The organism is Oleomonas cavernae (assembly GCF_003590945.1).
Taxonomy (GTDB): Bacteria; Pseudomonadota; Alphaproteobacteria; order Zavarziniales; family Zavarziniaceae; genus Zavarzinia; species Zavarzinia cavernae.
In genome coordinates, this window is record NZ_QYUK01000011.1 from 2201879 (window position 1) to 2215759 (window position 13881).

The following is a 13881-nucleotide window of genomic DNA, read 5'->3' on the forward strand; positions in this document are numbered from 1 at the left end:
TAGGTCGAGCGCAAGGACGCTGCCAGATGTTTGGCAGGCTCGTGGCGCGTCCTTCGACAGGCTCAGGATGAGGCCAATCCTGATGGCAAAAATCACAGGCTGCGCGAGATCACCATGCGCTGGACATCGCTGGTGCCTTCGTAGATCTGGCAGACGCGGACATCGCGGTAGATGCGCTCGACCGGGAAATCGGCCAAGTAGCCATAGCCGCCCAGGGTCTGGATCGCGTCGGAGCAGACCTTCTCGGCCATTTCCGAGGCGAAGAGCTTGGCCTGGGAGGCTTCGGTCAGGCAGGGCTGGCCGGCTTCGCGCAAGCTGGCCGCGTGGTGCACCATCAGGCGGGCGGCGGCGATCTGGGTCGCCATGTCGGCGAGGCGGAAGGCGACCGCCTGATGCTCGATGATCGGCTTGCCGAAGGCCACCCGTTCGCGGGCATAGTCGCGGGCGGCCTCGAAGGCGGCACGGGCCATGCCCACGGCCTGCGAGGCGATGCCGATGCGCCCGCCTTCCAGGTTCGAGAGGGCGATGCGATAGCCCTCGCCCTCCTCGCCCAGCAACAGGTCGGCGGGCAGGCGCATGTCGTCGAAGCTGATCTGGCAGGTGTCGGAGGCATGCTGGCCCAGCTTGTCCTCGACCCGGGCGACCTGGTAACCGGGCAGGTCGGTCGGCACGATGAGGGCCGAGATGCCGCGCTTGCCGGCCGCCGGGTCGGTCACGGCAAAGGTGATCACAACGCCGGCATTCTTGCCCGAGGTAATGAACTGCTTGGTGCCCGACAGGATGTAGTGATCACCATCCCGGTGGGCACGGGTCTTCAGGCTGGAGGCGTCCGAGCCGGCCTGGGGTTCGGTCAGGGCGAAGGCGCCGATCTTCTGGCCGGCGGCTAGTGGCCTGAGGAAGCGTTCCTTCTGGTCGTCGTTGCCGAATTTGTAGATCGGCATGCAGCCCACGGAATTGTGCACGCTCATGATCGTGGAGACGGCGCCGCAGCCCGCCGCGATCTCCTCCAGCGCCAGGGCATAGGCGACCTGGCCGGTATCGGCGCCGCCCCATTCTTCGGGCACCAGCATGCCGAGGAAACCCAGTTCGCCCATCTCTTTGAGCGCTTCGGCAGGGAAGCGATGGTCGCGGTCCCATTGCGCGGCAAAGGGTGCCAGGCTGCCCTGGGCGAAGGCCCGGGCGGCGTCGCGGATCTGGACCTGTTCTTGGCTGAGGATCATCGGTTCTGCCTCAATTCAACCGCTCGACCGCCAGCGCGGTGGCCTCGCCGCCGCCGATGCACAGCGACGCGACGCCTTTGCGCAGGCCGTATTTCTCCAGCGCGGCGAGCAAGGTCACGATGATGCGGGCCCCCGAGGCGCCGATGGGATGGCCCAGGGCGCAGGCGCCGCCGTGGACGTTCACCGTGGCAGGGTCCAGCCCCAGATCGCGGATGGCGGCCATGGCGACGACCGCGAAAGCCTCGTTGATCTCGAAGAGATCGACATCCGCCTTCGACCAGCCGGTGCGGTCGTAGAGTTTTTCGATGGCGCCGATCGGCGCGGTCGCGAACAGGCTGGGCGCCTGGGCATGGGTAGCATGGCCGCGGATCGCCGCGATCGGGGTCAGGCCGCGGCGCTCGGCTTCCGACTGACGCAGCAGGACCAGGGCGGCGGCGCCGTCGGAGATCGAACTGGCATTGGCGGCCGTCACCGTGCCGCCCTCGCGGAAGGCCGGCTTGAGCGTGGGGATCTTGTCGAGCTTGGCCTTGGGCGGCTGTTCGTCCAGGGAGATTTCGCGGGCCGCCTTGCCCGAACCGGACGTAACCGGGACGATTTCCTTGGCGAAGCTGCCGTCGCCGATGGCCTTCTGCGCCCGCGTCAGGGATTCGATCGCATAGGCGTCTTGCGCCTCGCGCGAGAACTGATAGGCCTGCGCGCAATCCTCGGCGAAGGTGCCCATCAGGCGGCCCTTGTCATAGGCATCCTCGAGCCCATCGAGGAACATGTGGTCCATCACCTTGGCATGGCCCATGCGCAGGCCGGCGCGCGCCTTTTCCAGCAGATAGGGCGCGTTGGTCATGCTTTCCATGCCGCCGGCCACCACCACATCGGCGCTGCCGGCGACCAGCAGGTCATGGGCGAACATGGCCGCCTTCATGCCCGAGCCGCACATCTTGTTGACCGTGGTCGAGCCGGCCGACAGCGGCAGCCCGGCACCCAGTGCTGCCTGGCGGGCCGGGGCCTGGCCCTGCCCCGCCGGCAGGACGCAGCCGAACACCACTTCCTGGACGGTATCGAGGGCAAGGCCCGCGCGCTCCACCGCCGCCTTGATCGAGGCGGCGCCCATCTGGGCCGCGGTCATGTCCTTCAGGTCGCCCTGAAAGCCGCCCATGGGCGTGCGCGCGGCACCGACGATGACGATGGGATCTTCAGCCATGGTGTTGTCCTTCCAGGTTACTTGGCGGCCATGCGCAGGGCACCGTCCAGGCGGATGACCTCGCCGTTCAGCATGCGGTTCTCGCAGATGTGCTTGACCAGGGCGGCGAATTCCGCCGGCACGCCGAGGCGCGAGGGGAACGGCACCAGCCTGCCCAGGGATTCCCGCACCTCGGGCGCCATGCCGGCCATCATCGGGGTCTCGAAGGTGCCCGGCGCGATGGTGACGACGCGGATGCCGGAACGCGCCAGTTCACGCGCGATCGGCAGGGTCATGCCGGCCACGCCCGCCTTGGAGGCGGCGTAGGCGGCCTGGCCGATCTGGCCGTCGAAGGCGGCGATCGAGGCGGTGTTGACGATCACGCCACGCTCGCCGTCTTCGCCCGCAACACCCGTCGACATCGCCTGGGCGGCAACGCGGATCATGTTGAAGGCGCCGATCAGGTTGACGCCGATGACCTTGGCGAAGCTGTCCAGGCGATGGGGCGCGGCCTTGCCCACGACCTTCTCGCCGATGACGATACCGGCGCAGTTGGCGAGGCCGTGGAGGGTACCGAAGCGGGAGATTGCGGTATCAACCACAGCTTGAGCATCGCCCTCGCTGGTCACGTCGGTGCGCACGAAAACCGCGCGTTCGCCAAGTTCGACCGCCAGACCGCTGTCGTTGACGTCGGCGATGACGGCATTGCCGCCGCCCGCGACGACCATGCGGGCAGTGGCGGCGCCCAGGCCCGAGCTGCCGCCGGTGACAATGAAAGTGTTACCTGCGATCTGCATTCTTCACTGTTCCTTCGACTTGGTAGCCCTCTCCGCCCTTCAGGGGGGAGTGGGTTGGGTGAGGTGGGTGGTCCCGAAGAGCGCCGCGCTGCCCCGGAACCACCTCACCCTTCCCATCGCTGACGCGACGGGCCCCTTCCCTCTCCCCCGCAAGCGGCGGAGAGGGATTAATCAGGCGGCACTCGCCTTGGCCACTTCCTGGTTGCGCAGGATGAAACGCTGGACCTTGCCACTGGGCGTCTTGGGCAGGTCGGTGACGAATTCGACCTCGCGCGGATAGGCATGGGTGGAGAGCCGGCGGCGGACGAACTGCTGGAGTTCCTCGGCCAGTTGCGGCGTCGGCTCGTAACCCTTGGCGAGCACGACGAAGGCCTTGACGATCTCGGTGCGCTCGGGATCGGGCTTGCCCACCACCGCGGCTTCGACCACCGCCGCGTGTTCGATCAGGGCGCTTTCGACATCGAAGGGACCGATGCGGTAACCGGCCGAGGTGATGATGTCGTCCGAGCGGCCGACGAAGCTGATGCTGCCGTCATCGTTCAGTTCGACCGTGTCGCCGGTCCGGTAATAGTGGCCGACGAAGGACGGGGTTTCCTGGTTCAGATAACCGGGGAACCAGAACAGCGGCGACTTCGAGCGGTCGACGGCGAGGATACCCGGCTGGCCCGGCGGCAGTTCCCGGTTGGCCTCGTCGAGCACGCAGACACGGTAGCCCAGCATGGCGAGGCCGGCGGACCCTAGGCGGATCGGATGCTCGAGCTCGTGGTGGTTGTTCACCACCATGCCCAGTTCGGTCTGGCCGTAGTGATCATGGATCGGCGCTGCCAGATGTTCGGCGAACCAGCGGATCACTTCGGGGTTCAGCGGCTCGCCGGCGCTGCTCACCGCCCGCAACTGGCCCTTCACCGCGGCGGCGGCCTGTGGCCCGGCCGCGATCAGCAGGCGGTAGGCGGTGGGCGAGCCGGCCAGGTTGGTGATGCCCAGCTTCTTGATCAGGCCATAGGTGCTCTCGACCGTGAACGAACCGTCATAGAAGGTGGTGGCATGGCCCATGGCCAGCGGCCCGGTAACCGCGTAGTAGAGGCCGTAGGCCCAGCCGGGATCGGCAATGTTCCAGAACTTGTCGTCCGGCCGCAGACCGACGGCGTCGCGCATGTAGACGATGAAGCTCAAGATCGCCTTCAGCGGCACCGGCACACCCTTGGGCAGGCCCGTGGTGCCCGAGGTGAACATCATCAAGAAGGCATCGTCGGCACCGCGCAGGACCGGCGTGAATTCGGCCGATTGGCCGGCCAGCGCCGCCTTGAAGTCGAAATCGCCGGCGCGCAGGTCGTCGGTGATGGTCACGACTGGCGGGCAATCCTTGACCTCGTCCAGCTTGCCCCGATTGGTTGCATCCGTAACCACCAGGCGGCTCTGCGCGCTGGCCACCCGATGCTCGATCGCCTTGGGGCCGAAGGCGGTGAACAGCGGCTGATAGACCGCGCCGGCGCGCCAGGTGCCCAGGATCGTGATCAGCAGTTCGGGTGTGCGCGGCAGCAGGCCCGAGATGCGGTCGCCCGGCTTCACCCCCTGGGCGACCAGGAAATTGGCGAATTTGGCCGACAGCGCCTTGAGCTGGCCGAAGCTGTAATCGGCGCTGGCGCCGTCGCGGCCTTCCCAGTGCAGGGCAAGCGCGCCCTGGTCGTGGCGGTCGCAGCATTCGATGCAGGCATTCATGCCCGCCTTCGGGTCGATGCCGAGTTCGGCTTCCAGCGCGGACACGGTGAAAGCCTTCGCAACGGTTTCATATGGTCGCTTCATCGCGCCTTACCCTTTTCCGCGGTCGTTTCCTGGCCCTTGCCCTGGGGTTAACCCCATTGCGGCCAAGCTACAATGGCAGCAGGCTCCAAATTGCCCGATCGATTTTGCAACATGGGTCGATTGAACGAATCGGGAAGGTGAACCGGCATGCTGCGCGGCACGATCTCCGTGCGCCTCATCGAGGAGGCCCTGGTGGAGCCGCGCCGCCGCGGGCTGGACACGGACGCCCTGCTGGCCGCGGCGGGGATCGAGCCGGCCCTGATGGCAGACCCCGCCGCCCGCGTGCCGGCCGCCCACTACGGCGCCTTGTGGCTGGGCCTGGTGCGGGCCATGGACGACGAATTCTTCGGCATGGACAGCCATCGGATGAAGCCCGGCAGCTTCACCTTGATGACCCACGCCGTGGCCCAGGCCCAGACCGTTGGCCAGGGCTTAGGCCGGGCGCTGCGTTTCCTGGGCGCGGTGCTCGACGACATGCAGGGCCAGGTCACCCGCGAAGGCGACCGGGCCGAGGTCGTCCTGGCCGAGCCGGGCGCCCCGCGCCGCGCCTTCACCTATTGTACCTTCTGGCTGATCCTGCATGGGCTGACCTGCTGGCTGGCCGGCCGGCGCATCCCCATCATCGCCGCCGATTTCCGCTGTCCGGCGCCGGATTACATCGACGACTACCAGACCCTGTTCACCCATGACCTGCGCTTTGGCCGGGCCCGTACCCGCATCGTCTTCGACGCGGCCTTCCTCGACCTGCCGGTCAAGCGTTCGACGCCCGAGGTAAAGGCCTTCCTGCGCAAGGCACCCGCCAACATCCTGGTCAAGTACCGCTCCAACGACAGCCTGACCGTGCGGGTGCGCCGCCTCCTGCGGGCAAGCCTGCCCACGGCCTGGCCCGATTTCGACAGCCTGGCTGGCACCCTCCACATGTCCCCCTCCACCCTGCGCCGGCGCCTGGACGGCGAGGGCCAGAGCTATCAGTCGATCAAGGACAGCCTGCGCCGCGACCATGCCGTGCGCTGCCTGGGCCGCGGGCAGCAAAGCGTCGCCGCCATCGCCGAGGAACTGGGCTTCGCCGACCCCAGCTCGTTCCACCGCGCCTTCAAGAAATGGACCGGCCTGCAGCCCAACGAATACCGGCGACGGGCCGGTGAAGGACAGGCCGGCGGCCGATTAACTGAAGCTTAAGGCTGCGGACCGTCATAATTGGCCACCTATCCCCTCACCGCTCGTGCGTGACAAGGCGACCATGGCCCCCAAGAAGCCGGCAGACCCAACCAAGTCCCAAGCGTGCAGCGCCCACGCCGGACTGCGTTGTCGCCGGCAGCAGGCTTTGTCGTGACCGCTCCCGCGACACAACGCGTCGAGGCCCGCGAGATCGCCGCCGCGCCGATCGCGGCCGGCGACAGGATCTGGCCCCACCCCGCCCAGCCTTCTCCGGCGCTGGCGGCGGCATCGGCGAACAGCCATGTCAGGCAAGGCGCCATCGTCGCCTGGCTCTATTTCATCCTGGCGGTGGCCTGCATCGCCCTGTCGCGATTGCAGGTGGGCGAGATCGCCAACCTGTGGCTGGGCAATGCCGTCGTCATCGGGCTGGTCTGGCGCAACCCGGCCTGGCATGGCCGCTATCTCCTGGGCGGCATATTCCTCGCCGCCACGGCCGCGAACCTCGTCACCGGTGCCGATATCGTACTGGCCCTGGGCCTTTCCGCCGCCAACCTGATCGAGATCGCGTTGGCCATCACCCTGCTGAACTGGCTCAGCCCGATCGGGCAACGCATAGCGACCCCCGCCTCCTACTTCATCCTGATCAGCATCGCGCTGGCGGCCGCCGCCGTCGGCGCGACCTGCGGCTCCCTGTTTCTCGCCCTGAGAGGGCAGGCCGGTTTCACCTTGAGCTGGTGGCCGTGGTGGAGCGGCAGCAGCACGGGCGCCCTGATGGCCCTGCCCCTGGCCGTCGCGGCCTCGAAAGCCGCCTGGCAGGAAATGCTCGAAGGCAGCCGGAAATGGGAAGCGCTGGCCTTTGCCCTGCTGTCGGTACCGCTGGTCAACTACGCCCTGGCCCACCTGCACTATCCGCTGGCCGTGGTGGCCCTGCCCCTGGTGTTCATGGCGCTGCGCCTGAATGCCCTGGCGATCGCCCTGCTCGCCCTGATCAAGATCAGCACGGTCATCGCCACCGGCCTGACGGGAAACATCATCAGCGTGGCCGGCCAGGCAGGCTTTCTGGGGACATCGCTGCAACTCTCGGCCGGGCTGGCGATCCTGCCGGCGTTCTGTGTCGCCCTGGTGATCGGCCGCCAGCGGGTCGACCAGCATGCCCTGCGCAAGAGCGAGGCGCGCTTCCGCAACGCCATGGACAATTCGGCCATCGGCATGGCGCTGGTCGGCCTCGACGGTTCCTGGAACCGGGTCAATCGATCGCTCTGCGAGATGCTCGGCTACAGCCCGGACGAGCTGCTTCACACGACATTCCAGGCGATCACCCATCCAGACGACCTCGCCTCGGATTTGAACGAGGTCGGGCGCGTCATTGCCGGCGAAATCGACAGCTACCGGATGGAGAAGCGCTATATCCGCAAGGACGGCAGCATCATCTGGGCCCTGCTCGCCGTGTCGATCATGCGCGATCCGCGTTCGAGGGTGCCGCTCTATTTCATTTCGCAGATCGAGGACATCGACAAGCGCAAGCAGGCCGAGGACGAGCAACGCTCCCTGACCGAAGCCCTGTACGAGGAAAAGGAGCGGCTGCGCACGACGCTCTATTCGATCGGCGACGCCGTCATGTGCACCGATGCCGAGCAGCGCGTGACCTTCATGAATCCGATCGCCGAACAACTGACCGGATGGCTGATGGCCGAGGCCTCGGGGCGGCCGTTGACCGACGTCTTCAGGCTGGTCGAACAGGGTACGGACAAGCCCGCCCCCAGCCCGGTCGAAGCCTGCCTGCGCAGCCTGGCCCCCTACTACATCAACGGCGACCTGGTCTTGATCGCGCGCAACGGCGAACGCCGCAGCATTCAGGATTCCGCCGCCCCGATCCGCAAGGCATCGGGCGACATCATCGGTTCGGTCCTGGTGTTCCAGGATGTCACCAAGGCCAAGACCCTGCAGCGCGAACTGGAACATTCGGCATTGCACGATGCCCTGACCGGGCTGCCCAATCGCAAGGCCCTGGAACAGGGGCTGACCGCGGCCTGCCAGCAGGCGAGCCAGCAGAACCGTGCACACAGCCTGTGCTTCATCGATCTCGACCGCTTCAAGGTGATCAACGACAGCGCCGGCCACGCCGCCGGCGATGTCCTGCTGCGCGAGGTGGCCAGAACCATCCGCGCCAATGTCCGCACCGGCGACCTGACGGCACGCCTGGGCGGCGATGAATTTGCCGTCATCCTGGCCGACTGCGCGATCGAGCAGGCCGAAGGGATCGGCAACAAGCTGGTCGAGGCGATCGGGGCGATGTCCTTCGTCTGGGACGAGAAGATCTATACCCCGGGGGCCAGCATCGGCATCTGCGAAATCTCGCCCACCGCGACCCTGGGCGACCTGATGAGCCAGGCCGACGTCGCCTGCTATGCCGCCAAATCCGCCGGCCGGAACCGGGTCTCGCTCTACCGCCCGGGTGAAAGTGATGCCAAGCGTCACCACCAGGACATTCATGTCGCCGCCGGCATCCGCGCGGCGATCACGGCCAACCGCTTCCGCCTGTTTGCCCAGGAAATCCTCGATCTGCGCCAGGACGGGCGGCGCCGGCCCTACTACGAGATCCTGCTCCGGCTGGAGAACGAAGCCGGCGAGATGATCGCGCCGGGCGGCTTCATCCCCGCCGCCGAGCGCTACGACCTCATGGGCGACGTCGATCGCTGGGTGGTGCGCACCCTGTTGCGCGACTACGGCCCGCGGCTGCGCGGGGCGCACGACCTGGCCCTGGCGATCAACCTGTCGGCCAATTCGCTGAACGATCCCTCGCTGTGGCCCTTCATGCAGACGGAATTGCACGCCTCGGGCCTGGCGCCCGGGCGGTTGCATTTCGAGATCACGGAAACCGCCCTGATCAACAACCTGCAGGCGGCAAGCCAGTTCGTTTCGGCCGCGCGGGCCGCCGATTGCAGCATCACGCTCGACGATTTCGGCTCGGGCCTCAGTTCGTTCCCCTATCTGCGGCAGTTTCCGGTCGACCAGATCAAGATCGACGGCAATTTCATCCGCCAGCTCAAGACCAGCATGGCCGACCGCACGATCGTCGAGGCGATCAACGACCTGGGCCACCGGTTCGGCGCGACCACGGTCGCGGAATTCATCGAGGATGCCGAAACCCTGGCCATCGTGCGGGAAATGGGCGTCGACAAGGCACAGGGCTATTTCATCGGGCGCCCGGTGCCGCTCGATTCCATCCTATAACGCTCAGCGTTCCCGCGGATACTGCTCCGGGCGCTCCTGATAGTAAGGCGGCGGGTAGTAGTTATAATAGGCGGGACCGGAACCCGCATAGTAGTCCGGCCCGCTGTCCCCGGGAACACGATGCAGCCGCCGAGCGGCGCGACGGCGGCGAGCAAAGCACCGGCCAGAATTCTTGGCCTCAATCCGGTCATTTTTCGTCCTCCGATCCATACTCATCGGATTCAACGCGCCGCAACGCCTTAAGGTTCGCTACCGGTCGTCCTTGCCCCGCTGGAAGCGGGTGGAGTCGTAGCTCACGTACCAGCGGCCATCGTCGGGACTGCGGTAGTAGTAGCGATCATCGGGGATCGCGGCGTCGTAGTAGCGCGTTGGCGGCGCCGCCGGCACATAGTAGACACCCGTTGGCGCCGGCGCCGGGGTGGGCGCGTAATACGACGGGACGACATAGTATCCGGGTGGCGTATAGGCGGGCACGGCGCGCGCAGGTACCGTGCGCACCGGATAGTAGGTCGGTTCGCCATAGTAGGTCGGATCGGTGCTGCCTGAATAATAGGCTCGCCCGCCGGCGTCGACCTGCTCGACACGTCTTTGGGCACAACCGGCGAGGGCGGCCGCCAGGGCGATCGCGGCCAGGCCGCCGCCGATGATTTTGGCCTGTAGTCGTTTCATCTGCCTGTCCTCCGAAATTGCACCGACGGACCTTTGCCGGGGCAAAGGCTCGTCGGGCTTCTGAAAGGACAACGCCCCGGCAGCGACGGAGGTTTCATTCCCCGGCAATATGCCGGGGTCAAAAGGCGTCAATGGTTCTTGTCGTAGCGATAGCGATAGTAGGGCGAGCGGTCGTCGTCGTCGCGATCGTGGCGGCGACGGTCGTCGTCGGTGTAGCGCCGATAACGGCGGCGGTCGTCATCGTCGTCGCGCCGGTCGTAACGGTGGTAGCTGTCGTAATGGCGCGGGCGGGCGGGCGCATAATAATAGCGCGGCGCCGGTGCCGAGTAATAGCGCGGGGCTGGTGCCGAGTAATAGGATGTCGACGGCCGGCTATAGTACCGCGACCCGCTATCCACCGGATAGGCGACACAACCGCCAAGCATAAGTGCCAAGGCCGCGGCGGCAATGCCGCCCCTCAACACCTTCACCCGATGCAGTGCCATCTTCTTGTCCTCCTGGACAATGGCCCTCGATAGGCAGCCGGAACGATCGTCGGCCGCCGATTATTGTAGCCATGCAGTGGAGAAACACGGCATCCCTGATCCGGGTTGCACGGGGCCTGCACGATTTACGCGGTGCACCGCCCCGCCCGGCTGATTACCATTGCACCACCAAGGGTTAGGCGATCGGGGTGGGTAATGGGCAGATCAGGCGAGCATTCCAGCGTACTGCGCCAGCGCAAGCCGCACGAACATGGCCGGGTGACCTTCGTCGAGCTGTTCTTCGACCTGGTTTTCGTGTTCGCCGTGACGCAGCTTTCCCATTCGCTGCTGAAGCATTTCACCCCGTTGGGCGCGCTCGAGACGGCGCTGCTGCTGATGGCGGTCTGGTGGGTGTGGATCTACACCTCCTGGGTCACCAACTGGCTCGATCCCGACAAGCCCGCCGTCCGGCTGATGCTGTTCGGCCTGATGCTGGCCGGCCTGCTGCTGTCGACCTCGTTGCCGGAAGCCTTCGAGGCGCGCGGCCTGCTCTTTGCCGGCGCCTATGTCGCCATGCAGCTTGGCCGCAGCCTGTTCATGCTGTGGGCGCTGAAGCCGCACAGCCCGGGCAATTTCCGTAACTTTCAGCGTATCTCGATCTGGCTGGCCGTGTCCGGTGCCGTGTGGCTTGCCGGCGGCCTGGCCGAAGGCGAGACGCGGCTGGCCCTGTGGGTGGTGGCGCTGGCGATCGAATATGCCGGGCCGTCCCAGGGCTTCAGGGTTCCGGGCCTGGGCCGTTCCATGACCAGCGACTGGGACGTCGAGGGCGGGCACCTGGCCGAGCGCTGCGCCCTGTTCGTGATCATCGCGCTGGGGGAATCGATCCTGGTGACCGGCGCCACCTTTGCCGAGCTGGCAGCCGATCCGGTCACGATCAGCGCCTTTCTGGCCTCCTTCATCGGCAGCGTCGCCATGTGGTGGATCTACTTCAACATCGGCGCCGAACGCGGCAGCCACCATATCGCCAGCGCCGAGGATCCCGGCCGCATCGCCCGGCTGGGCTATACCTATATCCACCTGCTGCTGGTCGCGGGCATCATCGTGACGGCGGTGGCGGACGAATTCGTCCTGGCCCATCCCACGGGCCATGGCGAGCCGGGCGTAACCGCGGTGGTGATCGGCGGGCCGGCGCTCTACCTGCTGGGCAACATGCTGTTCAAGCGCCTGAGCGCCCCGAACCTGCCGCTGTCGCACCTGGTCGGGCTGGGCCTGCTCGCCCTGCTCGTTCCCGCCGGTTTCTTCACCTCGCCGCTGCTGCTCAGCGCCGCCACCACCGTGGTCCTGGTCGCGGTCGGGATCTGGGAGGGCCTGTCGCTGCGCACCCCGGCGGCGAGCGGCACGCTCAGTCCGCCTTGACGTTCAGGCCCAACAGCTTGGCGAGCCCCTCCATGTCTTCGATCCGGCCGCCGATCTCGGCAAAGGTGGCGATCCGGGTCGGGGCCAGGGTCAGCACGATGCGCTTGGGGTCGGCGAAGAAGCGCGTCACCTCGGTTACGGCTGCCTTGGTGATCGGCCCCGGCGCCGACAGGGAGGCATTGGCGAGGTCTTCCTGAGTCTGGGCAACCAGATCCTCGGGCGAGATACCCTGCTCCCCCGCCATGACCTTGATGAGGCGGCCGAACAGCGAATGGTCCTCGTAGCTGGCGGTCAGCGCCTCCAGCTTGGCGCCGGCCAGGGATAACGGCGGCCGCATGGCGCTCATGGCCTCGTAAAGGGCCTTGATGTCGTAGTCGACGAATTTGAACGTCAGGGAAAATGTGCCGCCGTCCGCCTGGGCAATCTCGAACTGCTTCATTTCCAGCGACTTGGTCTTGTGGTCGTAGGTGTAGGCGATGTTGGCGTCCAGCTTGATCTCGTCGTAGCCGAGGTCGGCAAGCGGCCGGCGGGCTTCTTGCGAGTCGATGATCGCGATCGGAAAGACGAAGCCCGACAGCCGCACCGAGCCGGCCGACGCGATATTGTCGACATAGTCGCTGCCCTTGACGACGAAACTTCCCAGCTTCACCGGCGGCAGCCCCTCCCGGGCGACCGCGAGATCCGCCAGTTCATAACCTTCGACACGGAAGCCGCCGAAATCGGGCGCCATGCCGGTTCCGTCGGCCCAGGGCTTGAAGAACCCGCCGAGATCCACGCCGGACATCGCAAAGCGGCCCAGGGTGACGACGATCTTCTCGTCGCCGGGCCGGATGGTGAATTCGGACCCTTCATAGGCCATCTGCGCAAAGCTGATCCCGACCTGCCTGGTGACGGTCCACTTGGCGATCTTGCCGTCGAAGGCAGCAGCCGGGGTCTTGCCCGAGATGACGCAGTTTTCGCCGCTCGCCTGATCGACCGAAACATCCTTGCCCATGGCTTCGAGCATCCGGGCCATCTCGCCCAAGGCTGCTTTCGGGTCAGCCTGGATCTGCTCGGGCGTCGAGGCCGGCATATCGGGCCCATAGCCGGTCATGAGGGCCAGGGAACTGGCACTGATGCCATCGTAGGTCGCGCGGTCGCAGCCCACGCGGACGGAGCCGTCGGGTGCCGCCGAGGCCCAGCCATGGAGGTCGATCCTGCCGACCCTGGCACCGTCGAAGGCCGAAACGGCGACGGCGTGGAAGCTGACGGTCGGCTGGGTCGTGCCCGGCGGATCGAGTTGCACTTCCCGGGCGGCGGCGCTGTCGAACGCCAGGGCGCTCAGCCAGTCGCGCAGGGTGCCTTCCTGTGCCAGTGGCCGGCCGCTGATCCCGGCCACATGCGCATCATCGAAGGCAACGCTGCTGGCAGCACCCTCGAAGCGCACCTTGGCCGCCGTGATTTCGCCGGCCAGGGAAAGACGATCCGGCGCCGCTGTCCCCGGCGCGGCCGGGGCCAGGAACGCCTTGATGTTTTCGATGTCGAGCCCGGTCAGGACGAGGCCGGTCAGCGTGATGGTCGAGGCATCGAGCGAGACATCGGCCGGCATCAGGCGCAGTTCGGCCAGCGCCAGGCGGGTTTGCGTGCATTCGAGGCCCGAGACCGTCACCTTGCGGTCGGGCGCCAATTTGGCGATCACGGCATCGAGATCGGCGCGGATCGTGTCGCAGTTCAGCACCGCGACCCGCGGCGCCTCGCCGCTGCCCGACAGGAGCCAGCCGGCGAGGCCGATCGCCCCAGGACCAGGACGGCAACAATGCCGAGGCGCGTCTTGTTCATGAAGCAATTCCCGATGCCAGCACTGACCGAGTGATAGCATATCCGGCCATCACGCCACCCGTGCGCACAAAGAAAAACGGGGCCGGCTTGCGCCGACCCCGTCTCTTTGGCTGCAGACTTGTGTG

The 13881-nt window shown here is 66.7% G+C and carries 10 protein-coding genes; 3 read left to right on the plus strand and 7 right to left on the minus strand.

Annotated features, from left to right (window positions below; genetic code table 11):
* Positions 1–92 precede the first annotated feature (92 nt).
* From D3874_RS14390 to D3874_RS14405, 4 genes are all read right to left on the minus strand, one after another.
* On the minus strand, positions 93–1220 hold the full coding sequence (locus D3874_RS14390) for an acyl-CoA dehydrogenase family protein (RefSeq protein WP_119778696.1): 1128 nt from the start codon (positions 1218–1220) through the stop codon (positions 93–95).
* Between the two features lie 10 nt (positions 1221–1230).
* On the minus strand, positions 1231–2418 hold the full coding sequence (locus tag D3874_RS14395; RefSeq protein WP_119778697.1) for an acetyl-CoA C-acyltransferase: 1188 nt from the start codon (positions 2416–2418) through the stop codon (positions 1231–1233).
* Between the two features lie 17 nt (positions 2419–2435).
* Positions 2436–3194, minus strand: a complete 759-nt coding sequence (locus D3874_RS14400) for an SDR family NAD(P)-dependent oxidoreductase (RefSeq protein ID WP_119778698.1) — start codon at positions 3192–3194, stop codon at positions 2436–2438.
* A gap of 171 nt (positions 3195–3365) precedes the next feature.
* Positions 3366–4997, minus strand: coding sequence for an AMP-binding protein (locus D3874_RS14405; RefSeq protein WP_119778699.1), 1632 nt, complete (start codon positions 4995–4997; stop codon positions 3366–3368).
* A gap of 147 nt (positions 4998–5144) precedes the next feature.
* Here D3874_RS14405 and D3874_RS14410 point away from each other — a divergent pair, with 147 nt between their 5' ends.
* Both D3874_RS14410 and D3874_RS14415 read left to right on the plus strand, forming a co-directional pair.
* Positions 5145–6176 (plus strand): AraC family transcriptional regulator, encoded by a 1032-nt coding sequence (locus D3874_RS14410; RefSeq protein WP_119778700.1) that lies wholly within the window; start codon positions 5145–5147, stop codon positions 6174–6176.
* Positions 6177–6326: 150 nt separating this feature from the next.
* Positions 6327–9389 (plus strand): EAL domain-containing protein, encoded by a 3063-nt coding sequence (locus tag D3874_RS14415; protein WP_199699067.1) that lies wholly within the window; start codon positions 6327–6329, stop codon positions 9387–9389.
* Positions 9390–9638: 249 nt separating this feature from the next.
* Here D3874_RS14415 and D3874_RS14420 read toward each other — a convergent pair whose 3' ends face one another.
* The gene (locus D3874_RS14420) at positions 9639–10058 is read right to left on the minus strand and encodes a hypothetical protein (RefSeq protein WP_119778701.1); all 420 of its coding nucleotides are present in this window, start codon (positions 10056–10058) and stop codon (positions 9639–9641) included.
* A 128-nt stretch (positions 10059–10186) separates the two neighbouring features.
* Positions 10187–10543, minus strand: a complete 357-nt coding sequence (locus D3874_RS14425; RefSeq protein ID WP_119778702.1) for a hypothetical protein — start codon at positions 10541–10543, stop codon at positions 10187–10189.
* A gap of 195 nt (positions 10544–10738) precedes the next feature.
* Here D3874_RS14425 and D3874_RS14430 point away from each other — a divergent pair, with 195 nt between their 5' ends.
* The gene (locus D3874_RS14430; protein WP_119778703.1) at positions 10739–11938 is read left to right on the plus strand and encodes a low temperature requirement protein A; all 1200 of its coding nucleotides are present in this window, start codon (positions 10739–10741) and stop codon (positions 11936–11938) included.
* Here D3874_RS14430 and D3874_RS14435 read toward each other — a convergent pair.
* On the minus strand, positions 11925–13763 hold the full coding sequence (locus D3874_RS14435) for a hypothetical protein (RefSeq protein ID WP_147385672.1): 1839 nt from the start codon (positions 13761–13763) through the stop codon (positions 11925–11927). The genes D3874_RS14430 and D3874_RS14435 overlap by 14 nt on opposite strands.
* Between the last annotated feature and the right edge of the window lie 118 nt (positions 13764–13881).

Bases quoted from the DNA above. Each gene is read 5' to 3' on its own strand.
- D3874_RS14410 (WP_119778700.1), top strand. From the start codon at position 5,145: ATGCTGCGCGGCACGATCTCCGTGCGCCTCATCGAGGAGGCCCTGGTG.
- D3874_RS14400 (WP_119778698.1), bottom strand. From the start codon at position 3,194: ATGCAGATCGCAGGTAACACTTTCATTGTCACCGGCGGCAGCTCGGGC.
- D3874_RS14430 (WP_119778703.1), top strand. From the start codon at position 10,739: ATGGGCAGATCAGGCGAGCATTCCAGCGTACTGCGCCAGCGCAAGCCG.
- D3874_RS14395 (WP_119778697.1), bottom strand. From the start codon at position 2,418: ATGGCTGAAGATCCCATCGTCATCGTCGGTGCCGCGCGCACGCCCATG.
- D3874_RS14405 (WP_119778699.1), bottom strand. From the start codon at position 4,997: ATGAAGCGACCATATGAAACCGTTGCGAAGGCTTTCACCGTGTCCGCG.
- D3874_RS14425 (WP_119778702.1), bottom strand. From the start codon at position 10,543: ATGGCACTGCATCGGGTGAAGGTGTTGAGGGGCGGCATTGCCGCCGCG.
- D3874_RS14420 (WP_119778701.1), bottom strand. From the start codon at position 10,058: ATGAAACGACTACAGGCCAAAATCATCGGCGGCGGCCTGGCCGCGATC.
- D3874_RS14390 (WP_119778696.1), bottom strand. From the start codon at position 1,220: ATGATCCTCAGCCAAGAACAGGTCCAGATCCGCGACGCCGCCCGGGCC.